Origin of the sequence: Clostridium sp. SHJSY1 (assembly GCF_031626875.1) — a bacterium.
In the GTDB taxonomy this organism is placed as follows: domain Bacteria; phylum Bacillota; class Clostridia; order Clostridiales; family Clostridiaceae; genus Clostridium.
This window is the reverse complement of sequence record NZ_JANDMF010000002.1, coordinates 78,984-104,329: the sequence shown is the minus strand read 5'-3', so window position 1 is coordinate 104,329 and position 25,346 is coordinate 78,984. Positions and strand designations below refer to the sequence as shown.

Annotated in this window: 18 protein-coding genes, 1 pseudogene and 1 riboswitch; of the genes and pseudogenes, 17 read left to right on the top strand and 2 right to left on the bottom strand. The window is 30.0% G+C overall.

The genetic code is table 11. The features are described from left to right. Positions 1 to 29 precede the first annotated feature (29 nt). Entirely contained in the window at positions 30 to 926 is an 897-nt protein-coding gene (locus tag NNC19_RS01655) for an HD domain-containing protein (protein ID WP_310936856.1), read from the top strand. Between the two features lie 94 nt (positions 927 to 1,020). On the opposite strand, the gene speE is transcribed toward NNC19_RS01655, so the two are convergent. Beyond that, a complete protein-coding gene (gene speE / locus NNC19_RS01650) occupies positions 1,021 to 1,866 on the bottom strand; it encodes a polyamine aminopropyltransferase (protein ID WP_310936855.1) in 846 nt (281 codons plus the stop codon). 586 nt (positions 1,867 to 2,452) lie between these two features. Here speE and NNC19_RS01645 point away from each other — a divergent pair. The 9 genes from NNC19_RS01645 (at position 2,453) to NNC19_RS01605 (ending at position 16,135) form a co-directional block, all read left to right on the top strand. After that, positions 2,453 to 6,199, top strand: coding sequence for a phosphoribosylformylglycinamidine synthase (locus NNC19_RS01645; RefSeq protein ID WP_310936854.1), 3,747 nt, complete (start codon positions 2,453 to 2,455; stop codon positions 6,197 to 6,199). A gap of 15 nt (positions 6,200 to 6,214) precedes the next feature. Next, on the top strand, positions 6,215 to 6,694 hold the full coding sequence (gene purE, locus NNC19_RS01640) for a 5-(carboxyamino)imidazole ribonucleotide mutase (RefSeq protein ID WP_310936853.1): 480 nt from the start codon (positions 6,215 to 6,217) through the stop codon (positions 6,692 to 6,694). Further along, entirely contained in the window at positions 6,694 to 7,404 is a 711-nt protein-coding gene (gene purC, locus NNC19_RS01635; RefSeq protein WP_310936852.1) for a phosphoribosylaminoimidazolesuccinocarboxamide synthase, read from the top strand. The genes purE and purC overlap by 1 nt, the downstream gene beginning before the upstream one ends. Positions 7,405 to 7,407: 3 nt before the next feature. Beyond that, positions 7,408 to 8,838: an amidophosphoribosyltransferase gene (gene purF, locus NNC19_RS01630; protein ID WP_310936851.1), complete on the top strand. Its 1,431-nt coding sequence runs from the start codon at positions 7,408 to 7,410 to the stop codon at positions 8,836 to 8,838. 9 nt (positions 8,839 to 8,847) lie between these two features. Continuing rightward, positions 8,848 to 9,849 (top strand): phosphoribosylformylglycinamidine cyclo-ligase, encoded by a 1,002-nt coding sequence (gene purM / locus NNC19_RS01625; protein WP_310936850.1) that lies wholly within the window; start codon positions 8,848 to 8,850, stop codon positions 9,847 to 9,849. Next, positions 9,837 to 10,448: a phosphoribosylglycinamide formyltransferase gene (gene purN, locus NNC19_RS01620; RefSeq protein WP_310936849.1), complete on the top strand. Its 612-nt coding sequence runs from the start codon at positions 9,837 to 9,839 to the stop codon at positions 10,446 to 10,448. Before purM ends, purN begins: the two co-directional genes overlap by 13 nt. Before the next feature lie 15 nt (positions 10,449 to 10,463). Continuing rightward, a complete protein-coding gene (purH, locus tag NNC19_RS01615) occupies positions 10,464 to 11,966 on the top strand; it encodes a bifunctional phosphoribosylaminoimidazolecarboxamide formyltransferase/IMP cyclohydrolase (protein ID WP_310936848.1) in 1,503 nt (500 codons plus the stop codon). 18 nt (positions 11,967 to 11,984) lie between these two features. Next, a complete protein-coding gene (gene purD, locus NNC19_RS01610; RefSeq protein ID WP_310936847.1) occupies positions 11,985 to 13,235 on the top strand; it encodes a phosphoribosylamine--glycine ligase in 1,251 nt (416 codons plus the stop codon). 154 nt (positions 13,236 to 13,389) lie between these two features. After that, positions 13,390 to 13,480: riboswitch (NiCo riboswitch) on the top strand. A gap of 129 nt (positions 13,481 to 13,609) precedes the next feature. Then, positions 13,610 to 16,135, top strand: coding sequence for a cation-translocating P-type ATPase (locus tag NNC19_RS01605; protein ID WP_310936846.1), 2,526 nt, complete (start codon positions 13,610 to 13,612; stop codon positions 16,133 to 16,135). A 48-nt stretch (positions 16,136 to 16,183) separates the two neighbouring features. Here the strand turns inward: NNC19_RS01605 and NNC19_RS01600 are convergent, their stop codons facing one another. Continuing rightward, entirely contained in the window at positions 16,184 to 16,579 is a 396-nt protein-coding gene (locus tag NNC19_RS01600) for a hypothetical protein (protein WP_310936845.1), read from the bottom strand. Positions 16,580 to 16,739: 160 nt separating this feature from the next. On the opposite strand from NNC19_RS01600, the gene NNC19_RS01595 reads away from it, so the two are divergent. The 7 genes and pseudogenes from NNC19_RS01595 (at position 16,740) to NNC19_RS01565 (ending at position 25,324) form a co-directional block, all read left to right on the top strand. Further along, positions 16,740 to 17,285: a nitroreductase family protein gene (locus NNC19_RS01595; RefSeq protein WP_310936844.1), complete on the top strand. Its 546-nt coding sequence runs from the start codon at positions 16,740 to 16,742 to the stop codon at positions 17,283 to 17,285. Between the two features lie 162 nt (positions 17,286 to 17,447). Then, positions 17,448 to 18,290, top strand: coding sequence for a potassium channel family protein (locus NNC19_RS01590; protein WP_310936843.1), 843 nt, complete (start codon positions 17,448 to 17,450; stop codon positions 18,288 to 18,290). A 758-nt stretch (positions 18,291 to 19,048) separates the two neighbouring features. Then, a pseudogene (locus tag NNC19_RS01585) lies at positions 19,049 to 19,972 on the top strand (LysR family transcriptional regulator). A gap of 120 nt (positions 19,973 to 20,092) precedes the next feature. Then, positions 20,093 to 21,205: a 5-methyltetrahydropteroyltriglutamate--homocysteine S-methyltransferase gene (locus NNC19_RS01580; RefSeq protein ID WP_310936842.1), complete on the top strand. Its 1,113-nt coding sequence runs from the start codon at positions 20,093 to 20,095 to the stop codon at positions 21,203 to 21,205. Between the two features lie 325 nt (positions 21,206 to 21,530). After that, a complete protein-coding gene (locus NNC19_RS01575; RefSeq protein ID WP_310936841.1) occupies positions 21,531 to 23,207 on the top strand; it encodes an RICIN domain-containing protein in 1,677 nt (558 codons plus the stop codon). Between the two features lie 102 nt (positions 23,208 to 23,309). Beyond that, positions 23,310 to 23,654 (top strand): DUF3784 domain-containing protein, encoded by a 345-nt coding sequence (locus NNC19_RS01570; RefSeq protein WP_310936840.1) that lies wholly within the window; start codon positions 23,310 to 23,312, stop codon positions 23,652 to 23,654. A 296-nt stretch (positions 23,655 to 23,950) separates the two neighbouring features. After that, positions 23,951 to 25,324, top strand: coding sequence for a sugar porter family MFS transporter (locus NNC19_RS01565; protein WP_310936839.1), 1,374 nt, complete (start codon positions 23,951 to 23,953; stop codon positions 25,322 to 25,324). Positions 25,325 to 25,346 lie beyond the last annotated feature (22 nt).

Sequence of the window (25,346 nt, the reverse complement as noted above, 5' to 3'; positions counted from 1 at the left end):
ATACTAAATAAGTAAGGAAGGTGTGAGTTATGAAAATCAAAAAAGTTAGTGAATATGTGTGGGGCGAAAAGGTTTCAATGTATTTGATGATAAATAAAATACTTGATTTAAAAAATCCTCTTATATGGGTTTATGCTGGAGATAATACAAAGGAAATAAAGTGTGTTATAAACTGTGAAAAAGTAAAAATTAAAGAAGGAGATGTAATTTTAGCAAAAGGTCAATATTCTGAACCTTTTAAGCCAGATAGCTTTGAATTTGTAGAAAAGTATGAAATTAAAGATTTTCTTCCAGTTGTGAAGAGACCAATAGAAGATATAATGAATGAGATAGAAAACATATCTTGTGAGGAATTTAAATCAAAAGAAGCTAAAACTTTAAATGATTATTTTTTTAAAAATGAACATTTTATAGAGAAATTTAGAGATGCCATTGGTGGAGTATATAATCATCATAACTATTTAGGTGGTCTGGCTGAACACACATTAAATGTTATGTATTTGACTAAAACACTAGCATATAGATATGATTGTAGATATAAAGAAATTGCTATCCTTGGAGCTAAGATTCATGATATAGGTAAAGTTTATGAAATGGAGTATAATGGACCTTTTAAGTATACATTAAAGGGAAGCCTTGAAGGTCATATAGTAATGGGAGTAAATATGGTAGAAAGAGCTTTTAAGGAGTATCAAGAAATTTTTTCTGAAACCTTTATGGAAAGAATTAAGGCAATAATTGTACAGCATCATGGAAAATTAGAATTTGGTTCCCCAATACCTCCAAGAACAGAAGAAGCATATGTAGTTCATTATGCTGATTATGTTGATGCAACTATGAATAAGATACAAATTATATCAGAAGGAATTTCAGAAAATGAATGGAGCAATTATGATAAAAGGATTGAATCAAGATTGTTTCTGTAAAAATAGAGGAGATTTTGTTTTAGATATAGTAAATTTTACACAATTAAAAAGGTGCTACATCTATATTTTTTTGATATAGCACCTCTAACAAAGGTTAATCTTCTAATAATTCTTTCACATAGTTTGGTAAAGCAAAAGCTGCCTTATGAACTTCGCTATTATAGTATCTATCTTTAAGATTAAGACTTTTGTAATAATCTTCATCATAGTCTTTAATAGGATGAAGCTTCTTTGAAGCAAAACCAAAGAACCAATATCCAGAAGGATAAGTTGGAATAGTATATTGATATACTTCGCAAATTGGAAAAATCTCTTTAAGTTTTTTATTAGATCTTTTCATTTCTCTTCGGTTCATATCATAATAAGGACTTTCACCTTGATTTACTAGAATTCCATTTTCAGTTAAAGCTTTATAACAGTTTTTATAAAAATCCACTGTAAATAATCCTTCTCCAGGACCTATTGGATCAGTTGAATCTACTATTATAAGATCATATTTATTTTCTAATCCTTCAACAAATTTTATTCCATCTTCAAAATAAAGACTAACTTTTTCGTCCTTTAATTTACAAGAAGTAAAAGGTAAGCATTCAATAGCTGCATTTACAACTTCTTCATCTAGTTCAACCATATCTATGTGTTCAATAGATGGAAATCTTGTAAGTTCTCTAACAGTTCCTCCATCACCAGCACCTATTACTAAAACATTTTTTATGCTTGGATTAACAGTCATTGGAATGTGAGTAATCATTTCATGATATATAAATTCATCTTTCTCAGTTATCATTGTCCAGCCATCTATAACTAAAACTTTACCAAAATCATATGTATCTATTACATCGATTTGTTGGAAAGGGCTTTTTTTTGAAAAAAGTGTTTCCTTTACTCTCATAGAAAATTTTACATTATCTGTTTGATTTTCTGTATACCATAATTCCATATCTATACCTCCTAATTTATTAGATTATTTTATATAAAAATCAAAAAAAGTTTACTAATGGTAAACCATAAGTTGCCATATATTAAACTTCTCGATATAAAGTATACATTACATAAATAAAAAGTCAATATTTTATATACATATAATATGAGGAAATATTATATTACTTTATAATATTTTGTACTTTACTAATAATTATTCAATAAAATTGAGAAACAATCGTTATATTGATTTGAATTAGTTGGAGAGGAATAAAACTTAAATTTCATGTGAATAATATTATTGACCATAAAGGTCGCGTAGGGTTCCTTGCCGACGGCTTAGGCTGTTGGCTTTTTTTATATTTAAGAGTTGAAATTGTCAATATACTTATAGCGTCTACGAAAATAAAAAAAAACGGCAAAAACGAATTATCAAACTTAATTAAAGCTATATAATTCGGTAATATACGAATGATGCTGAAAAAAACGACTAGATTATTGACTTTTATAAATTGGAATGTTAAGCTAAATATAGAAATGCGAAAAATAAAATTATTTTATAAGAGAATATTCGTAAATGACAATTAATGTTTGGAGGTATTTAAATGTCTAATATCAGATGCATATTCGTCGAAAAGAAAAAAGGATTCGATGTTGAAGCTAAGAGTTTGCTAAATGACTTTAAGAGTAATTTAAGACTTGAAAACTTAGAAAATGTTAGAGTTATTAATAAATATACTTTAGGAGATGTTTCAGAAGATTATTATAAGAAAGCTTTGTGTACAATTTTTTCAGAACTTACAGTGGATATAGTATATGAAGAAAATTTACCACTTAAAGATGGAGATATAGCATTTGGAGTTGAATACCTACCGGGGCAGTATGATCAAAGAGCTGATTCAGCATCAGAGTGTTTTCAGATATTAACTGAAGAAGATAGAATTCAAGTAAAATCATCAAAGATCATTATATTAAATGGTAACTTATCAGATGATGATGTGGATAAAATTAAAAATTATCACATTAATCCAGTTGATTCAAGAGAAGTGGAGATAGATTCAAAAGAACTTGAGTCTCCAACTAACATACCTAAAGATGTACAAATCTTAAATGGATTTATTGAAAGTGATTTAAAAGATTTAGAAGATTTACATAAAGAATTAGGTCTTGCAATGAGTATAGATGATCTTATTATGATAAGAGATTACTTTAAAGAAGAAATGAGACAACCAACTATAACTGAAATTAAAGTAATAGATACTTATTGGTCAGATCATTGTAGACATACTACTTTCTCAACTAAAATAGAAGAAGTTGAAATCGAAGAAAATAAATTCACTATTCCAATAAAAAAGAGTTATGAAGCTTACATAAACTCAAGAGATTATGTTTATGGAAAAACAGATAGAGATATAACACTAATGGATTTAGCAGTTATTTCAATGAAGGAAATGAGAAAAAAAGGAATGCTAGAGGATTTAGATGTTTCTGATGAAATAAATGCTTGTTCTATAAATGTTAATGTAGAAACAAATAAAGGAATAGAAAAATACCTTTTAATGTTTAAAAACGAAACTCATAATCATCCAACAGAAATTGAACCTTTTGGTGGTGCTGCTACATGTCTTGGTGGAGCAATTCGTGATCCACTTTCAGGAAGAACTTTTGTATACCAAGCTATGAGAGTTACAGGAGCAGCAGATCCTACAGTACCTGTTGAAGATACAATGAAAGGAAAGTTACCTCAAAGAACAATTACTTTAAAAGCAGCTCATGGATATAGTTCATATGGTAACCAAATTGGTCTTGCTACAGGGCAAGTAGCAGAAGTTTATCATCCAAACTATGTTGCAAAGAGAATGGAAGTTGGTGCAGTTATAGCAGCAGCACCAAAGGAAAATGTAGTTAGAGAAGAACCAAAGGTAGGGGACGTTATAATCCTTCTTGGAGGAAGAACAGGAAGAGATGGTGTAGGTGGTGCTACTGGTTCATCAAAGGAACATACAGAAGATTCTATAAATGATTGTGGAGCAGAAGTACAAAAGGGTAATCCTCCTACAGAAAGAAAGATTCAAAGATTATTTAGAAATCCAGAAGTAGCAAAGATGATAAAGAGATGTAATGACTTTGGTGCTGGTGGAGTATCAGTAGCTATTGGAGAACTTTGTAGAGGTCTAGATATAGATTTAGATAAGGTTCCTAAAAAGTATGAAGGGTTAGATGGAACAGAACTAGCAGTTTCAGAATCACAAGAGAGAATGGCTGTTGTTGTTGATAACAGCTTAGCAAATAGATTTATAGAACTTTCTTCAGAAGAAAATTTAGAAGCTGTAGTTGTAGCAAAGGTTACTGACACAGAAAGATTAAGACTTTTTTGGAGAGGAGATAACATAGTTGATATAAAGAGAAGTTTCTTAGATACAAATGGAGCTACTCAAAAAACTAATGTTAAGGTAGTTGCACCAAAAGAATACCCTTATGAAGTAAAAGATGTAGATGTTAAATCAACATGGATAGAAAACTTACATGAATTAAATGTTGCTTCTCAAAAAGGATTAGTTGAAATGTTTGATTCAACTATAGGAGCTGGAACAGTACTTGCACCATTTGGGGGTAAATATGCAAAAACACCAGCAGAAGGTATGGCAGCAAAAATTCCAGTATTTTATGGTGAAAGTAAAGATGCATCTTTAATGACTTTTGGGTTTAATCCAGATCTTGGAACGTGGAGTCCCTACCATATGGCTTTCTATTCTGTAATAGAATCAGTGGCAAAGCTTGCTGCCATGGGTGGAGATTATAAAAGAGCAAGACTTACATTTCAAGAGTATTTTGAAAGATTAGGAAAGAAATCAGAGAGATGGGGTAAACCTTTTGCAGCATTGCTTGGTGCATATAAAGCACAAGAAGATTTAGGAATACCTGCAATAGGCGGGAAAGATTCTATGTCTGGAAGCTTTGAAGATATAGATGTTCCACCAAGTTTAGTATCATTTGCAGTAGGTTATGAAAAAGCTAATAGAATTATTAGTCCAGAGTTTAAGGAAACTAATAGCACATTAATTTTACTTCAGGCAGAAAAGCTAGAGGATGGAACAATTAATATGGATAAGTTTAAAAAGAACTTAGAGGTATTATATGAACTTATAGGGGCTAAAAAGGTAATTTCAGCTTCAACTATCAAATTTGGTGGTGCAGCTGAATCTATTACTAAAATGTCTTTAGGAAATAGAATTGGTGCAGAGGTTGATAATCTTTCTAAAGAAGAGTTATTTGGCTTAAATTATGGAAGCATTTTATTAGAAGTATCTGCAAATGTAAATATTCAAGAAGAATTTAAAGAGTGTTTATATAAAGTAATAGGTAAAACTTTAGAAGAAGAAGTAATTAGAGTTAATGATTATGGATTTAACATTGAGATCACAGAACTTGATAAAGCCTTAGAAGAAAAATTAAGTCCAGTATTTACAATAAAAACAGAAGAAACAAATGAAAAAGTAAATGTGGCAAGTTTTAATAAGAGAAATACAATTTCTCCAAAAGTAAAAATTGCAAAACCAAAAGTTGTGATTCCAGTTTTCCCAGGGAACAATTGTGAAGATGACTGTGCAAAATCATTTTTAAGAGAAGGTGCAGAAGTTAAGCAAGTTATTTTAAGAAATTTAAATAAAGAAATTTTAACAGAATCAATTGAAAAGTTAGCTGAGGAAATTAAAACAGCTCAAATAATAATGATTCCAGGTGGTTTCTCAGCTGGAGATGAGCCAGATGGTTCAGGTAAGTTTATAGCTACTGTATTTAGAAATGAAAAAATTAAAAATGCAGTAATGGATTTACTAAATAATAGGGATGGGTTAATACTAGGAATCTGTAATGGCTTCCAAGCTTTAATAAAACTAGGATTACTACCTTATGGTGAAATTAAAGATATAGAAGAAGACATGGCTACATTAACTTATAACAATATAAATAGACATATGTCATCTCATGTAAGAACAAAAATTACTTCAATTAAATCTCCATGGCTTAGTGAGGTAAACTTAGAAGATATTCATACAATAGCTATATCACATGGTGAAGGAAGATTTGTAGCACCAGAAAGCTTACTTAAAGAATTAGAAGTTAATGGCCAAATTGCAACACAATATGTTGATTTTGATGGAGAAGTTTCTTTAGATATGCCATATAACCCAAATGGATCTATGCTTGGAATTGAAGGGATAACTAGTCCAGATGGAAGAATATTTGGTAAGATGGGACACTCTGAGAGAATTGGTACAGATTTATATAGAAATATACCAGGTGAATTTGATCAAAAGCTATTTAAAGCAGGAGTTAATTATTTTAAATAAACAGGAGGATATTTTATGAAAGTTGCAATATTTTTTGGAAGTAAATCAGATACAGATGTTATGAAAGGTGCAGCTAACGCTTTAAAAGAATATGGTGTTGAGTATAAGGCATTCATATTATCTGCTCACAGAGTACCAGAAAAGTTAGTTGAAACTATTGAAAAAATAGAAAAAGAAGGTTGTGAAGTTATAATAGCAGGAGCTGGTCTTGCAGCTCATTTGCCAGGAGTAATAGCTTCAAAAACTACATTACCTGTTATAGGAATACCAGTAAAAGCTGCACTTGAAGGAATGGATTCTTTGCTATCTATAGTACAAATGCCAAAATCAATTCCTGTAGCTACAGTTGGAATAAATAATAGTTACAATGCAGGATTATTAGCAGTACAAATTTTATCATTAAAATATCCAGATATAAAAGAAAAGCTAATAGAAGCTAGATTAAAAATGAAAGAAAAATTTATAATTGAAAATGGAGAGGGAGTAGAACTGTAATGGAAAAATTAGAAATGATGTATGAAGGAAAAGCAAAGAAAATATATAGAACTGAAAAGGAAGATGAAGTTATCGTTTATTATAAAGATGATGCAACAGCTTTTAATGGAGAGAAAAAAGCTCAAATAGATAATAAAGGCGTTTTAAATAATGCTATTACAACAATGATTTTTGAAATGTTAAATAAAAATGGTATAAAGACTCATTTTATTGAGAAATTAAATGATAGAGAACAACTTTGCAAAAAGGTAGAAATAGTACCATTAGAAGTTATAGTTAGAAATGTTGCAGCAGGTTCAATGGCTAAGAGATTAGGTCTTGAAGAAGGATACAAGTTAAAGACAACTGTATTTGAATTCTCTTACAAAGATGATGAACTAGGAGACCCATTAATAAATTCTTATCATGCAGTTGCAATTGGAGCAGCTACTTTTGAAGAAATAAAGATAATCCTTGATATGACAACAAAAATAAATGATTTATTAAAAGAATTCTTCTCAAAATTAAATATAAACTTAATTGACTTTAAAATAGAATTTGGTAAATTACCTAATGGAGAAATAGTTTTAGCTGATGAAATATCTCCAGATACATGTAGATTCTGGGATGCAACAACTGGTGAAAAGCTTGATAAAGATAGATTTAGAAGAGATATGGGTAATGTAGAAGGTGCATACATAGAAATATTAAACAGAATTAAAGGAGAATAATTAATGACAAATTCAGATTTTAATTTAATATTAGATCCTAGTCTGGATAAATTTAAAGATGAATGTGGTGTATTTGGGGTTTTCTCAAGTACACCTTTAGATGTAGCAGGAATGACATACTACGGATTATATGCACTTCAACATAGAGGTCAAGAAAGTGCTGGGATAGCCGTTGGTGATGGAGAAAAGATTGAGATGCATAAAGGGTTAGGATTAATAACAGAAGCATTTAGTCCAAAAGATTTAGAAAAATTAAAAGGTCATGTTGCTATAGGGCATGTAAGATATTCTACAACAGGTGCTAATACAGTAGAAAATTCTCAACCACTTTTAGCTAATTCAAAACTTGGTTCAATAGCTTTAGCTCATAATGGAAACTTAGTTAATGCTGATGTAATAAGAGAATTACTTGAAGAAGGTGGTCATATATTCCATACTTCAATAGATTCAGAAGTTATAGCTACTTTAATCGCTAGAGGAGCTAAAAAGGGTATAGAAAGAGCAGTAACTGATGCAATGCAAGCGATTAGAGGAAGTTTTGCTATGGTAATTGCTACAAAAGATAAACTTATTGGAGCAAGAGATCCACATGGAATAAGGCCTCTTTGTATAGGAAAAGTTGATAATGCTTATGTTTTAGCCTCTGAAAGCTGTGCTCTTGATGCTGTAGGTGCTGAGTATGTTAGAGATGTTAAACCTGGTGAAATGATAATAATAAATGAATCAGGAATAGAATCATTCCAGTACTCCGAAGATGCAGGGTGTCAAACATGTGCTTTTGAATATATATATTTTGCGAGACCAGACTCTATGATTGATGGACTTGATGTTTATAATACAAGAATTAAGTCAGGAGAACAATTATATAAAGAGCATAATATAGATGCAGATTTAGTAGTAGCAGTTCCAGATTCAGGAATTCCTGCAGCAATAGGATATTCCAAAGCATCTGGTGTTCCATATGATATTGGATTTGTTAAAAATAGATATGTTGGTAGAACATTTATATCACCTTCTCAAGAGATAAGAGAAAAGGCTGTTGCTGTAAAATTGAATCCATTGAAGGTTAATGTAAATGGTAAGAGAGTAATACTTATTGATGATTCTATAGTTAGGGGAACAACATCTAAGCATCTAGTAGAATCCTTAAGAAGAGCTGGTGCAAAAGAAGTACATTTTCTAGTAGCTTCTCCAGTAGTTAAATATCCATGCTATTTTGGAATAGATACACCATATAGAAGTGAGCTTGTTGGAGCAAATTACACTGTTTCTGAAATAGGAAATATGATTGGGGCAGATTCTTTAGGATATTTAACTATGGAAGGCATGTATAAGTGCTTTGAAGGAAAAGAAGGGTTCTGTGTAGGTTGCTTTAGTGGAAAGTATCCAGTAGCAACTCCAATTGAAACATCAAAAGATCATCTTGAAAGGTAGGATAATTAAATGATAACTTATAAGGAATCAGGAGTTAATATAGAAGAAGGTTATAAGTCAGTAAAACTTATTAAAGATTATGCTGCTAGAACTATGAGTAAATATGTTCTTAATGGACTTGGTAGCTTTGCAGGTATGGTTGAGCTTCCAGAAGGATATAAAAAACCAGTTTTAGTATCAGGAACTGATGGAGTTGGTACAAAGCTTGATATAGCATGTAAGAAAAAGAAGTATGATACAGTTGGTATTGACTGTGTTGCTATGTGTGTAAATGACATACTTTGTCATGGAGCTAAACCGTTATTTTTCTTAGATTATATAGCTTGTGGAAAGCTTGAGGCAGAAGTTGCTGCAGACTTGGTTAAAGGTGTTTCAGAAGGTTGTGTTCAATCAGATTGTGCTCTTGTTGGTGGAGAAACAGCAGAGATGCCAGGGTTTTACAAAGAAGGAGATTATGATATAGCAGGTTTTGCAGTAGGTATTGCTGATAAAGATGATATAATTGATGGAACTAAAATTAAAGAAGGAGATAAACTTATTGGAATTGCTTCTTCAGGAGTTCATTCAAATGGATTTTCACTAGTAAGAAAGATATTTACAGATTTAGATATGGAATTTGAAGGTAAGGAAATTTGGAAAAAATTAATTACCCCAACTAAAATTTATGTAAAGCCAGTTCTTGAACTCTTAAAGAAATATGAAATTAAAGGAATGTCACATATAACTGGAGGCGGTTTTATCGAAAATGTTCCTAGAATGTTTAACGGAAGAGAATTAACTGCAGTTATTAGAAAAGAAAGTTATCCAGTTCCATCTATTTTTGAAAAGATGATAGAACTTGGGGTAAATAAAGATCATATGTATAATACATTTAACATGGGTATTGGCTTTGTACTTTGTGTTAATGAAAAAGATGTTGAGCCTATTAAAAAAGCTTTACTTGAAATGGGTGAAAAAGCTTACGAAATAGGTCATGTAACATCTGGAGGTGAAGGTGTTTGTTTAAAATAGCAGTTCTTGTTTCCGGGGGAGGAACAGACCTTCAATCTATTATTGATGCAATTGAGAGTGAAAAATTAAACTGTGAGATAAAAATGGTAATAAGTAGTAAAGAAGGGGCTTTTGCTATAGAGAGAGCTAAGAAGCATGGTATAGAATATCATGTTATAAGCAGAAAAGAGTTTGGGGAACATCAATCAGATAAAATTTTAGAATTAACAGATGGAAATGTTGATTTAATAGTATTGGCTGGATATTTATCTATTTTAAATGGAGAGCTTTTAAATAAATTTAGCAATAAGATGATAAATATTCATCCATCTCTAATTCCATCATTTTGTGGACCTGGCATGTATGGATTGAAAGTACATGAGGCAGCAATTGATAAAGGTGTTAAATATTCAGGATGTACAGTCCACTTTGTAAATAATGAAGTAGATGGGGGAGCAATTATTTTACAAGAGGCAGTACCAGTTTATTTTGAAGATACAGCTGAAACACTTCAAAAGAGAATTTTAGAAAAAGAACATTTATTATTACCTGAAGCAATTAAATTAATTTCAGAAAATAGAGTTAAAATTATTAATAAAAGAGTGAAGATAGAAGAATAAAAGGAGGCCTTTATTTTGAAAAAAAGAGCTTTAATTAGTGTATTTGATAAAGATGGAGTATTAGACTTTGCAAAATTTTTAGTGTCACAAGATATTGAAATAATATCAACTGGCGGAACATATAAGCATTTAAAGGAAAATGGATTAGATGTAATAGAAGTTAATGAAGTTACAAATTTCCCAGAAATGCTAGATGGAAGAGTTAAAACTTTACATCCACTTGTACATGCTGGAATCTTAGCTATAAGAGATAATAATGAGCATATGGATACTTTAAAATCTAGAGAAATACACACAATAGATTATGTTGTAGTTAACCTTTATCCATTTTTTGAAAAGGTAAAGGAAGATTTAAGCTTTGAAGAAAAGGTTGAATTTATTGATATCGGTGGCCCAACAATGCTAAGAGCAGCAGCTAAGAATTTTCAAGATGTAGTAGTTATATCAGACAAAAAGGATTATGCTGTTGTTATAGAAGAAATGAAATCTGGAGAAGTTTCTTTTAAGACTAAGAAAAGATTAGCAGGAAAAGTATTTAATCTTATGAGTGCATATGATGCTGCTATTTCTAACTTTATGTTAGAAGGAGAAGAAGAATATCCTGAATATCTTTCAGTTTCATTAAAAAAGAAACAAGGCTTAAGGTATGGGGAAAATTCACATCAAAGTGCTGCTTTTTATGAATCAACTACAGTTGATGGAGCTATGAATACTTTTGATGTATTAAATGGTAAGGAATTATCTTACAACAACTTTAAAGATATGGACATAGCATGGAAATGTGCAAATGAGTTTGAAGAACCATCATGTTGTGCTTTAAAACATAATACTCCATGTGGGGTTGCTATTGGGGAGGATGCATATGAAGCTTATATGAAAGCTTACAATGTAGATCCAACTTCAATATTTGGTGGAATAGTTGCCTTTAATAGAAAGGTTGATAAGAGAACTGCAGAGGAAATGGTTAAGATATTCTTAGAAGTAATTGCAGCTCCAGAATATGATGAAGATGCACTTGAAGTATTAAAGACTAAAAAGAATTTAAGAGTATTAAAAGTAAAGAAGGCTCCTCAAGATGACAAGTATATGGTTACTGTTGATGGTGGTATCTTAGTACAAGAGGAAGATAAAAAGCTTTTAGATCAAATAAAAGTTGTAACTGAAAAGCAACCAACTGAAGAAGAAATGAATGATTTATTATTTGGAATGAAGGTTGTTAAATATGTTAAATCTAATGCAATAGTTGTTGCTAAGGATTCTGTAGCCCTTGGAATTGGTGGAGGTCAAGTTAATAGAATATGGCCAACAGAAGATGCTTTAAAAAGAGGGGTTGGAGCTACTATATTAGCTTCTGATGCGTTTTTCCCATTTAGAGATGTAGTAGACCAGGCTGCAAAGGCTGGAATCAAAGCAATTATTCAACCAGGTGGATCTATGAGAGATCAAGAGTCTATAGATGCGTGTAATGAACATGGTATTGCTATGGTATTTACTGGTCTTAGACACTTTAAACACTAGAATTTTGGAGGATATTTTATGAAACTACTTTTAATAGGTTCTGGTGGAAGGGAACATGCAATTGCTTGGAAACTTTCAAAGAGCTCAAAGGTTGATAAAATTTATGTAGCACCAGGGAATGGTGGTTCTGCTGTAGAAAATAAATGTGAAAATATTAATATAACAGATTTTGATGAATTGGTTAAGTTTGTTAAAGAGAATGATATTTACCTTACAATAGTAGGTCCAGAAGACCCATTAACTAAGGGAATTACAGATAAATTCAAGTCAGAAGGTCTTAGAATATTTGGACCTGATAAAGCTGGAGCACAACTTGAAGGAAGTAAAAGTTTTTCTAAGGAATTTATGAAAAAATATGGAGTTAAAACTGCTGAATATGAAGTATTTACAGAAATAGAACCTGCTTTATCATATATAGAAAATTGCTCTTATCCTGTAGTTATTAAGGCTGATGGATTAGCAGCTGGAAAAGGTGTTGCAATTTGTGAAACAAAAGATGATGCAAAGGAAGCACTTAATTCTTATATGATAGATGATATATTTAATGGTGCTGGACAAAAGGTTGTTATAGAAGAATTTCTAGATGGAGTTGAAGCTTCAATTCTTTCTATTACAGATGGAAAAGCAATAATACCATTTATATCAGCTAAGGACCATAAGCAAATCTTTGATGGTGGTAAGGGACCTAATACTGGTGGAATGGGAGTTTTAGCACCAAATCCATATGTAACCAATGAAGTTATGAAAGAATTTGAAGAGAATATAATGGCTAAAACTTTAGAAGGAATTCAAGCTGAAAAGTTTGATTTTAAAGGAATTATATTCTTTGGTCTTATGATTACAAATAAGGGAACATATTTACTTGAATACAATGTAAGAATGGGCGATCCAGAAACACAATCTGTATTAAGTTTAATGGAAAGTGATTTATTTGAAGTAATTGAAGCAGCAATGAATGAAAAACTAAGTGAAACTGTTGTTAAGTGGAAGAATGAGGTTTGTATAAATGTTGTTCTTGCTTCAAAGGGGTATCCAGGAAGTTTTGAAAAAGGTTATGAAATAACTATAGATGAAAGTGTTAAGGATAACGTGTTTTTAGCAGGTGCTAAACTAGAAGATGGAAAGATTAAAACTAATGGTGGGAGAGTTCTTTCTGTTGTTGGTTCTGGTAAAACATTAGAGGAAGCTAGAGAAGTAGCTTATAGAAATGTTGAATTTGTAAAATTTAAAGATAGCTACTGCAGAAAAGACATTGGAATTTATCGTTAAAAATTTTATCTCTTAAATAGGTATAATGAGCATATTCTCTGGAATATGCTCATTAATTTTTAATAAAACTTAATTTGTTTGTTCATATAAAGTAACCTAATTAATGGTTCTTAAATATAATATATAAAAATCTCTTTGCACTGCATACAAATCTACAGTACAAACTGATCAGGCCATAAATTATAGCAATTTAGGAGCCGGGCCAAGACATGGCAACAGGATTAAAAAACACCTGTGGGACAGTTTAATGTTCTACAGGTGTTTTTTTCTTTTAGAACATTAGCTGAAAAATACGGATAAAATGCAATGCCATAGAGCTATCAAACAAAATTATTCATAGGAAATATCTGTGAATTAAAGGGAGGTAACTTATTATGACAGAACAAGAAAAGATAATTAAGATGAAAGGTCTTACAGAGGCAGAAGTTGAAAAGGCACAAAATAAATATGGAAGAAATCAACTTGTTCCTGAGAAAAAAGAAAATTTCTTTCTAAAACTTATTGATGTTTTAAAAGAACCTATGTTTCTGCTTTTAATTATTTCAGCAGTTATCTATTTTCTTCTAGGAGAGCCTGGAGATGGAACAGTAATGCTAATATTTGTGGCCACAATGATAACTATAGATGTAATTCAAGAATGGAAGACAGATAAAACATTGAAAGCTTTAAAAAATTTATCATCCCCTTATACAAAAGTTATTAGAAATGGGAAGAAAGTTTTTATAAATAGCGAGGAGTTAGTACCAGGAGATATAATGATAATATCTGAGGGGACAAAAGTTCCTGCTGATGGGAAGATAATTGAATGTAATGATCTTAGTATAGATGAGTCTTCTTTAACTGGTGAAGCAGAAGGTGTATGGAAGATGGTGGATTACAATGATAGTAAGGATTATTGGAGAAAAAATTATTGTTATGCAGGTACATTGGTTATTCAAGGTTGTGGAATAGTACTAGTTGAGAAGATTGGATATGAAACAGAATATGGGAAAATAGGGATGGATGTTTCAGAAGCTGAAAATTTTCCAACTCCTATGGAAAAGCAAACACGAAAGCTTGTAAAAATATGTTCTGTAATAGCCATAATTTTATGTATTCTAGTAGCTACTATAACATATTTTAATCTTTTAGACCATACCATAAAAGATAGAATAATTGAAAGTATACTTTCAGGAATAACCCTTGCTATGGCAATAATTCCTGAAGAATTTCCAGTTATTTTAACAGTTTTTTTATCCATGGGAGCATGGAGATTAGCTAAAAAGCAATCTCTAATCCGTAAACTCCCATCAGTAGAAACTTTGGGGGCTGTTTCAATTCTTTGTGTAGATAAAACAGGAACTATTACTAAGAATTTAATGAGTGTAGATGAGTTATGGTCTATTAACAATGATAAAGAAAGTATAACTAAAGCTATGGGAATGGCATGTGAAACTGATGCTTATGATCCTATGGAAAAAGCTATGATTAAATATTGCGAAGATAATAGGATAACTAAAGAGTATTTATTTAGTGGTGAGCTATTAGGAGAATATTCTTTTACTAATGAAAGAAAAATGATGGGACATATTTGGAAAAGAGAAAAAGAGGTAATAATATGTGCTAAAGGTTCTCCAGAAAAGATAATTAGTATTTGCAAATTATCAGATAAAGATAAGGATAAAGTAAATAAAAAAATATATGAAATGTCTTCTAAAGGCCTTAGAGTTATTGCAATAGGTAGAAAATATATAATTAATGATAAAGACATACCTAAAGAATTAGAAAAATGTGAACTTGATTTATTGGGATTGGTAGGACTTATAGATCCTCCAAGAGAATCTATAAATAAGGATATAAAATCTTGTGTAAGAGCTGGGATAAGAGTAGTAATGATTACTGGTGATAATGGTATAACTGCTAGTTCAATAGCAAAAAAAATAGGTATTCCCTGCTGTCATAGAACGATTACAGGGGATGAGATTAATAAGATGAGTGATAGTGAATTAAGAGAAAAAGTAAAAGATGTCTGTATATTTTCAAGAGTAATACCAGAGCATAAAATGCGTATAGTTAAAGCTTTTAAAGAGAATGGGGAAGTTGTTGCTATGACTGGGGATGGTGTAAATGATGCAGCAGCTTTAAAATATGCAGATATAGGAATAGCAATGGGAAAAAGAGGCTCTGAGGTATCAAGAGAAGCTGCTGATTTAGTACTTTTAGATGATAACTTTTCAACAATAGTTGATACTGTAAAAGATGGTAGAAGGATTTATGATAATATTAGAAAAGCAGTAGGATATGTATTTGCGATACACATACCAATAATTCTAGCTTCATTATTTGCTCCACTTCTTAAAATTAGCACCTCTTCTCTTTTGTTATTACCAATTCACATTGTTCTCCTAGAGCTAATAATTGATCCAACTTGTTCAATAGTCCTTGAAAGACAACCAGCTGAAGAAGATATAATGGAACGTAAACCACGTAATTCTAATGAAAATATATTAAGCTTTAATATTTTAATAAAAAGTTTAATTCAAGGTTTAGTTATTTTCATTGCTTCATTTGGAACTTACTATTTTTATCTAAGGTATAATCAAGGAGATGAAACCATTGCACGTTCAATGGGATTGGTTATAATTATGTTCTCTAATATATTACTTGTACAAGTAAATAGTTCAAGCAAACAATTTGCATATAAATCTCTAATTAAATTAAGTAAAGATAAAGTTTTTTTGTTAGTTAATGGGAGTATACTTTTAGGTATAGCTATAATACTATATACACCAGTTTCAAAATTTTTAAATCTAGCAGCGTTAAGTGTTGATAAATTACTATTGGTAATAGGAATATCTATTATTTCAGTAATGTGGTATGAAATGATAAAGCTTTGGGGTAAAATAAAAAAAGCTAATTAAGGGATAAAAAGAGTTGATTTCTGTTAAATTCAGAAATCAACTCTTTTATTAATGTAAATCACAGGTCGCTGTAATATCTGTAAAGTTAGAATCAAAACCATCTTCAAAACCAAAAGTGACATCTCTATTTTCGTTAAGTGTTATCTTTACATCACTTTGTACCCATTGAGAATTTCTATTATCAGCTTCCTCTTTATGCCAACCAGTTATCATGTAATTACCTTCTGAAGCTTGCCAATCAGATAAATTTCTTCCACCAGAAGTGCCTTTTTCTTCGATTTTTTTACTGAATTTCCCGTTTGATTCCTTATATATGCATATGGCTTGATCCCATGATGCATCTGAATCAAATTTAAAGTTAGCACTTTCTTTAACATTAATAAAACCTGCAACTGAAGAGTTGCAATGACATTTATTGTCTGGACCCATTTTATTTTGATTCATCTTTCTCTCTCCTTTATACTTAATAATTATAGTATTATTTAAATAGAAAAAAATATGCAATTAATAAGAAATTCTTATTAGGAATATATTTACATAAATAAAAAAGTTCATTAATTGTGATATAATTTAAGAAATATTATGAATTAGTTGGAGGATAATGATGGATTTTTTTGAGTTAATATATAAAAGAGAAAGTGTTAGAGGATATATTGATGAACCAGTTGAAAGAGAGAAGATAGAAAAGATAATAGAGGCAGGTAGAGTTTCACCATCTGCATGTAATGCTCAACCTTGGAAGTTTGTAGTAGTTGATGATAAAGATCTTGTAAAAGAAGTGTCTAAAAAATTATATGATCCTTTAGTAAGTGGCATAAATAAATTTGCAACTACATCTCCTGCATTTATAGTTGTTGTAGGTGAAAAGAGAAATATAACCTCTAAGATGGGAGAAATAATTAAAAAACAGGATTTTACTTCCATAGATATAGGAATAGCTTGTGAAAATGTTTCTTTAGCTGCTGCAGAATTAGGGCTTGGGACATGTATGATGGGATGGTTTAAGGAAAAGGGAATAAAAGAACTTTTAAATATTCCACAAAATAAAAAAATTCATCTTGTATTATCTTTAGGATATCATGAAAATAAAGAACCAAGAAAAAAGGTTAGAAAAGACATAAATGAAATTATGAGCTATAATAAATATTAAAAAAATTGGCTATCTTACATTTAAGATAGCCAATTTTTTTATATTTGAGTTTTACACAAATTATGATTTGTAAAATCAAATGCAAATAAGTTATTAAATTAAGTTTTAATACATAGTATTAGATGTGTAAATAATTATGTTAAAGGGGAATTCATAATAAGATTGATTACAGTTATAGCTATTATTATATTAATTTTGAGCAATGGAAAAAACATACGTAAAGGTATAAATTCATTCTTTTTAACAATAAAAATGATAAATATAAATTATAGAAAACTATTATTTGAAAAAGATATTTTTATAAGAGTAAGTCAATGTATAATGATTGCTCTTTCTGAATTATTTAGTTTTGTTGCAATATATATTATTCTCATTGGATATATTAATATAGAATTGAGTCCAATTATAAAAGGATTAATATTATTAAACTGCTGTGCTTTAGTATATTATCTTGCAGGATATATCCTACTTATAAGTGGTAATATAAATATGTATTTTCAAAATCATAATGATAATAGTATGAAATCTGATTTTATATTAAGTTACTTTATAACAAGTACATTTTTAGCTGTAGCTTTAGCGTTTCCAAATCAAGTAAATAAGTATATAATTAGTGGAATAATTGGAGTTATTATATGTTATGTTTTAAATTTAAAAATACTTTTAAATATAATGAAAAATCCTGGTAAGATAAAGATTACCACAACTGATAGAAGCAGTTTTACTAAGGTGTCTTTAATAATATTAATAGTTGTAGTTATGATAATAATTAATTTATTTCTTGGAGTATGTTTAGCTAATTCCTTAGAAGGAGCATATTCAAATAACACTGGATATTTTGATTTGTTTTATTACACTATAGTTACATTTACTACAATAGGATTTGGGGATATAATTCCTATTTCGATACCTGCAAAGATTGTTGCAATAGTTATTTCAGCCACAAGTATATTATGTATTACTATCTTTTTAGGGAGTATATATTCATATAGGGATAAATATTGAACATAATAAATATTTAATTGTCTTAGGCTTTCAATATATTCTTATATGATAATATTCTCGAAGAATAAACTAATGCTAAATGAATGGATATTAATAATATTGTAGATAAAAAAATATATTTAAAGAAGGGCATGAATAGATAAAAGAGTAAATCTATTAATGTTCTTTTTTACTTTATGTAATAAAATTGTAAGAACTTCCATTTATAATTTACTTTGCAAGTGAAATTAGGGGAGAGGATTTATTGTTGAAAACTAGTTTATTTAGATTTTTTTATATTCATATCAATTAATAAACACACTAGAGAAAGACCAAAAGCAAAAAGTATATGTGATTGTATTTGAGTTAAATAAAAATAAGAATCTATAAAAGTACTTAATATAGCTAAAGTGACTACATAAATAAGTCCAGTGATTGTAGTGTTGAATTTATTTCTTATAGTTTTTGTTATTTTAGAGAATATAAAGAACTTACTTTCTAAAAGTTTAAAAATTATAATAAAAATAGAGCAGAAAAATAAGTATTGTAAAAAAATGTTGTTCAATATTATTTTCATTTGTAACCTCCAATATTAAATGTGATACTATTAAAAAAATTCCAATTATAGAAATAACATAAATAAATAATAACACAAAATATAGTGAAGATTAAAGTGAAATTGTATTGCTTTTGTAATTTTATACAATTATAGTTAAGCTTATGATAAAATAATAAAATGCAATTAGTGTACAAATTGTCACACAAGGAGTTGAAGAATAATGACGTTACAGCAATTAAAATATATAGTTATGGTTGCAGACAAAGGAACAATCAGTGAAGCAGCTAAAGAATTATTTATTTCTCAACCAAGCCTTACAAATGCAATTAAAGAATTAGAAAATGAAATGCAAATAACTATCTTTAATAGAACTAATAAGGGAATTGTAGTATCAAACGAAGGTGAGGAATTTCTTGCCTATGCAAGACAAGTTCTTGAACAAGTGAATCTTTTAGAAGAAAAATTTTTAAATGTAAAAAAACAAAGTCCAAGATTTTCTGTATCTACTCAACATTATTCATTTGCAGTAAATGCATTTGTAGATGTAATTAGAAAATTTGGTGGAAATCAATATGATTTTACTCTAAGAGAAACTCAGACCTATGAGATTATTGAAGATGTAAGAAAGTTAAAAATTGAAGTGGGAATTTTGTATACTTCATCTAAAAATGAGGAAGTAATTATGAAACTTGTTAAGAAAAATGGTCTTGAATTTGAAGAACTTTTTATGGCAAAACCACATGTATTTATTAGTTGAAGACATCCGCTATCAGAAAGAGAGGTAATTACTTTAGATGATTTAGAAGAGTATCCATATCTTTCTTTTGAGCAAGGAGATAATAATTCTTTCTATTTCTCTGAGGAGATACTTAGTACTCTAGATCGAAATAAGAATATTAAGGTAAGGGATAGGGCAACTCTTTTTAATCTCGCAATCGGTTTAAATGGATATACTGTTAGTTCAGGTGTAATTAGTAGAGAATTAAATGGAGAAAATATAGTAGCTAGGCAACTTGTGGTAGATGAATATATGCGTATAGGAATAATAATGCAAAAGGACATGCAACTTAGTAGGTATGGAAAAGCCTATGTGGAAGCTCTAAAAATTCATGTAGTAGATTATGTGAAGCAAATATGTGATTGATATAGTTTAAAGCTATAGCAAACACATATTTTTTTGTATTTTCCAACAAACTAAAATTGATTTATACTAAATTTACAATAGAAGCTTCAGAAAATTTATGTGAGATTGGAGATTGTTAGTATGAAAAATAATACATCTTTTAAATATGATATTGTTGGTAGTTTTTTAAGACCTGGATATTTAAAACAAGCTAGAAGTGAATATGGAGAAGGAAAAATAACAAGGGAGGAGCTTAAAGTAGTTGAAGACAAAGCAATTACAGAACTTATTCAAAAACAAAAGGAAGTTGGACTTCAAGTTATAACAGATGGAGAATTTAGAAGAAGTTCATGGCATCTTGATTTTATGTGGGCATTCAATGGTGTTGGACATGAAAAGACGAAGGACGGAATACCTTTTAATGGGGAAGCTGCTTTGATTGATGATACATTCCTTATAGGAAAAGTGTCAGTAGATGAACATCCATTTATTGAACATTTCAAGTTTATAAAACAGTTTGAAGATGAGAATAGAGTAGCACGTCAGACAATACCTGCACCAGCACAATTTTTATTTCAAATGATTATACCAGAAAATTTGGAAAGATCAGAAGCTATTTATGAAGATGAGGAAGAACTAATTCAAGATATTGCAAAGGGGTATAAAAAAGTAATAAAGGATTTATACAAAGCAGGTTGTAAAAATATTCAGTTTGATGATTGTACATGGGGTGTGTGTGTTGATCCAAATGCTCAGTTTATTTTTGGAACAGATGAAGAAGGAATAAAAGAGATTATTAAAAAATTAATTAGAATTAATAATCTTGTAATAAAAGATAGGCCAGAAGATTTAATTATAAATACTCATATTTGTCGTGGAAACTTTCATTCAACCTGGGCTTGCCAAGGTAGTTATGATGTTGTTGCAGAAGAACTTTTTTCAACAGAAAATGTAGATGCTTTCTATCTTGAATTTGATGATGAACGTTCTGGCGATTTCAAACCACTTCAATATGTAAGTGAGGACAAGCAAGTTGTATTAGGTTTAATTACAACAAAATCACCTAAACTAGAAGATAAAGAATATATTACAAATCGTATTTATGAAGCTCAGAAATATATACCATTAGAACGTTTATGTTTAAGTCCTCAGTGTGGATTTGCATCCACAGAAGAAGGAAATAAACTTACAGAAGAAGAGCAATGGGCAAAATTAAGATTAGTTAAAGAAATCTCAGAAAAGATTTGGAAATAATAGCAAGAGTTCAATTAGAGAAAAACTTATATATTTATAATATTTATAGATAAAAATGCCTTTGTGGAGCTAAATTCCATAAGGCATTTTTCTTATGTTTTTTATTGATCTGACTATTTCGTTAGTTGACAAAAAATGCAATTATGATATATAATGTGACTAAATTAGCTAATATATGAATATTCTGCTATTTAATTAAAGTAATGAATTAATTACAAGAAAAAATTATTAATTTCTATAAATAAACCAAATGGGGGTGGTTTTATAGAGAGGTTAAAATAAATATTCAAAAAGAAATAGAATTAAAGTAATATGGGGGTAATCTATGTTTAAAAAAGGAAAAATTATTACAATAGCAATGGTGGCTCTTTTTGGGGTAGCTATTCCAAGCTATAAAGCAAAAGCAGATACCAACTGGAATCTTGTATGGCAAGATGAATTTAATCAACCTTTAAGTAGTTCAAACTGGTCTTATGAAATAGGAAATGGTAGTGATGGATGGGGAAATAAGGAACAACAATATTATACAAATCGTCCACAAAACATACAGGTTGCAAATGGTAATCTTGAAATAACAGCATTAAAAGAAAACTATAATGGAATGAATTACACTTCTGCACGTATTAAGTCTCAGGATTTAAAGTCATTCACTTATGGAAAAGTTGAAGCAAGAATGAAATTGCCTTCAGGACAAGGAATATGGCCAGCGTTTTGGATGCTTGGACAAAATATGAATTCTGTTGGATGGCCTAAATGTGGTGAAATTGACATTATGGAGCGTGTAAATAATAATCCATATGTAAATGGAACTGTTCACTGGGATGCTAATGGACATGCCGATTATGGAAAAACAAGTGGAAATCTTGACTTTTCACAATTTCATACTTACTCAATTGAATGGAATAAACAGTATATTAGATGGTTTGTAGATGGAGTTAAATATAATGAATTTTATATAGAAAACAATACTGGTAATACAGAAGAATTTCAAAAACCATTTTTCTTACTATTTAACCTTGCAGTAGGTGGAAATTGGCCCGGAAATCCAGATTCTACTACTCCTTTCCCAGCAAAAATGCTTGTTGATTATGTTCGTGTTTATAGTGCAGGTTCATCAAGAACTCCAGTAGCGAATCCTAATCCAGGTAAACCATATTTCATGTTAGTTAACAAAGCAAGTGGTAAGGCTGCTGATTTAATTGGTGGAAATACAGCTGATGGAGCAAGAATTAATCAATGGGGTTATGACTATAATAGTGCTAATCAAAGATGGTCACTAGAACCTGCAACTAATGGTCATTTCAAAGTAATCTCAGCTGTATCAGGAAAGGCTTTAAGCATTGTAAATGGATCAACAGCAGATGGTGAGCAAGCACATGATTGGACATATAATGATGGAGGATTAGATCAACAATGGGATTTAGTTAATGTAGGAAATGGTTGGTATCAACTTAAAAATGTTAAGAGTGGAAAAGCTCTTGAAGTTGCTAATTATAGTACTGCTAATGATGGGAAAATTCAACAAAATACTTATAATGGATCAGATAATCAAAAATGGCGTTTACAGCTTTGGGGAGATTATTTTATAAAGGCTGACTCAGGTAAATATGTCTGTGTTCAAGGAAAAGGCAATAGCAATGGAAGTAAAATTATCCAATATCAATTTGAAGCTAATCCTTGGTTTAAATGGAGATTTGAAAATATTGGAGATGGTTTAAACAAGGTATCAAGCTTAAATGCTTTGGGTAAAGTGTTGTGTGTAGAAGGTGGATCATCAGAAATATCACATATTACACACTTATGGGATTATAATCCTAACAATATAGGTGATCAGAAAGTAAGAATTGAACCATTAACTAATGGTAAATTCAAATTCTACTTTGCACATGATGGACAATCTTTTGATATTCCAGGAGGACAAACAGCTAATGATGTACCTCTAGAACAGTATCCAAGCACTGGAAACTCATGGCAACAATTTACACTTGAAAGAGTACAATAGATATTGAAAAAAGAAATTTTTTGAATTTATTGTTATTATTAATAAATGTAATTGTGATAAAATGATATTTATCAGGAAGAGATATTGAATGGAGGAAAAATCATGGGTGGAATAATTTTAATGATCTCTTTAGATATAATATTTGTAATTATATCTATTACTTTATTAAGAGGAAAAGGAAGTTTTTTAATTGCTGGCTATAATACAGCCACAGAAGAAGAAAAAAGAAAATATAATGAAACAAAATTATGTAAAGCTATGGGGATATGTACATTAGTTGTTTCAATAATGTTAGGAATTCTTACTTTTAATATTTACCAATTAGAAACAAGCAATCTTACTGAAAATAGTGTAATTCCTTTTGTTTGGATATTTGTAATTGTAATTATATTAGATGTAATAGTGACTAATATATATATAATTAAGAAATGCAAACATAAACGGTAAATTATTAAAATCAAGCCTATATTAAAAAAAATGTTCAGAAGTTCCTTATGTTGTAGTATCATCTAGAACAGGTTATTTTCATGGGTAATTATTAATAAGAAAGTCCACTAGTTTAATAAACTGCTGGACTTTCTTATTGTTATATTCAGTTAAAATATTTGTTAATAGATCATCTAAAAATAATTATAGAATTTTAATGGTATATATTTACAAATGAAGAAAGACAACTTATAATAGACTTATTAAAAAACATTTTAAAAGTTATTTTAAAATAAATTAAAAAAGGGGATGTTTTAGTGAAGATAAAAATTAGTAGTTCAGTAATATTTGCTTTCGCTGCACTAAGTGGTCTTTTATTTGGTTATGATACTGGAGTTATTTCAGGAGCCATCTTATTCATTCAAGATCAAATGAATCTTGATTCCTGGCAGCAAGGCTGGGTTGTTAGCTCTGTATTATTGGGAGCTATTCTAGGTTCTGCTATTATTGGACCTATGTCAGATAAGTATGGTCGTAGGAAGCTAGTTTTGTTATCAGCTGTAATTTTCTTTATTGGTGCAATTGGCTCAGCTTTTTCACCACAATTTTGGGAATTAATAATATCAAGAATTATACTGGGACTTGCAGTTGGTGCTTCTTCAGCATTAATTCCAACATACTTAGCAGAATTATCACCAGCTGAAAAAAGAGGATCTATGTCAAGTTTATTTCAGTTAATGGTTATGACTGGAATTTTATTGGCTTATATCACTAATTACAGTTTTTCTGGTTTATATATAGGTTGGCGATTGATGCTTGGTCTTGCTGCTGTACCTGCTGTAATCCTTTTCTTAGGCTCTCTTGTATTGCCTGAAAGTCCAAGATATTTAGTTAAGGATGGAAGATTTAATGAAGCTAGGGAAGTATTAGAGCAAATGAATAAGAATAATAAGAGCATTGTTAATGCTGAACTTATTGAGATTAATAAGCAAGCTAAAATTAAAAGTGCTGGACTTAAAGAATTATTTGGTAGATTTGTACGACCATCATTAATCATTGGCTTTGGGCTAGCTATTTTTCAGCAGATTATGGGATGCAATACAGTTTTATATTATGCACCTACTATATTTACAGAAGCTGGTTTTGGTGTTCAAGCAGCTTTGATTGCACATATAGGAATTGGAATTTTTAATGTAATTATAACTGCCATAGCTGTAGTGATTATGGATAAAATCGATCGTAAAAAGATGTTGATATATGGTGCTATTGGAATGGGTGTTTCATTAATAGTTATGAGCTTTTCAATGAAATTTTCTAGTGGTTCATCAGCAGCTTCAATTATCTGTGTTATAGCTTTAACTATTTATATTGCATTCTTTTCAGCAACTTGGGGACCTGTAATGTGGGTTATGATTGGGGAAGTTTTCCCTCTAAACATTCGTGGATTAGGAAATTCATTTAGTAGTGTTATAAATTGGACTGCTAACATGTTAGTATCATTAACATTTCCTGTATTATTAAATTACTTTGGCACAGGGAATTTATTTATTGGATATGGAGTAATTTGTTTTGCGTCAATTTGGTTTGTGCATTATAAAGTCTTTGAGACGCGTAATCGTTCTCTTGAAGAAATTGAGGAAACTCTTCGTTCTCATGCTGACGAAAACTATGAAAAGGTGATAATACATTAAACATTAAATAAAAGTGAAATAT

Bases quoted from the DNA above. Each gene is read 5' to 3' on its own strand.
- NNC19_RS01655 (WP_310936856.1), top strand. From the start codon at position 30: ATGAAAATCAAAAAAGTTAGTGAATATGTGTGGGGCGAAAAGGTTTCA.
- speE (WP_310936855.1), bottom strand. From the start codon at position 1,866: ATGGAATTATGGTATACAGAAAATCAAACAGATAATGTAAAATTTTCT.
- NNC19_RS01645 (WP_310936854.1), top strand. From the start codon at position 2,453: ATGTCTAATATCAGATGCATATTCGTCGAAAAGAAAAAAGGATTCGAT.
- purE (WP_310936853.1), top strand. From the start codon at position 6,215: ATGAAAGTTGCAATATTTTTTGGAAGTAAATCAGATACAGATGTTATG.
- purC (WP_310936852.1), top strand. From the start codon at position 6,694: ATGGAAAAATTAGAAATGATGTATGAAGGAAAAGCAAAGAAAATATAT.
- purF (WP_310936851.1), top strand. From the start codon at position 7,408: ATGACAAATTCAGATTTTAATTTAATATTAGATCCTAGTCTGGATAAA.
- purM (WP_310936850.1), top strand. From the start codon at position 8,848: ATGATAACTTATAAGGAATCAGGAGTTAATATAGAAGAAGGTTATAAG.
- purD (WP_310936847.1), top strand. From the start codon at position 11,985: ATGAAACTACTTTTAATAGGTTCTGGTGGAAGGGAACATGCAATTGCT.
- NNC19_RS01605 (WP_310936846.1), top strand. From the start codon at position 13,610: ATGACAGAACAAGAAAAGATAATTAAGATGAAAGGTCTTACAGAGGCA.
- NNC19_RS01600 (WP_310936845.1), bottom strand. From the start codon at position 16,579: ATGAATCAAAATAAAATGGGTCCAGACAATAAATGTCATTGCAACTCT.
- NNC19_RS01595 (WP_310936844.1), top strand. From the start codon at position 16,740: ATGGATTTTTTTGAGTTAATATATAAAAGAGAAAGTGTTAGAGGATAT.
- NNC19_RS01580 (WP_310936842.1), top strand. From the start codon at position 20,093: ATGAAAAATAATACATCTTTTAAATATGATATTGTTGGTAGTTTTTTA.
- NNC19_RS01575 (WP_310936841.1), top strand. From the start codon at position 21,531: ATGTTTAAAAAAGGAAAAATTATTACAATAGCAATGGTGGCTCTTTTT.
- NNC19_RS01570 (WP_310936840.1), top strand. From the start codon at position 23,310: ATGGGTGGAATAATTTTAATGATCTCTTTAGATATAATATTTGTAATT.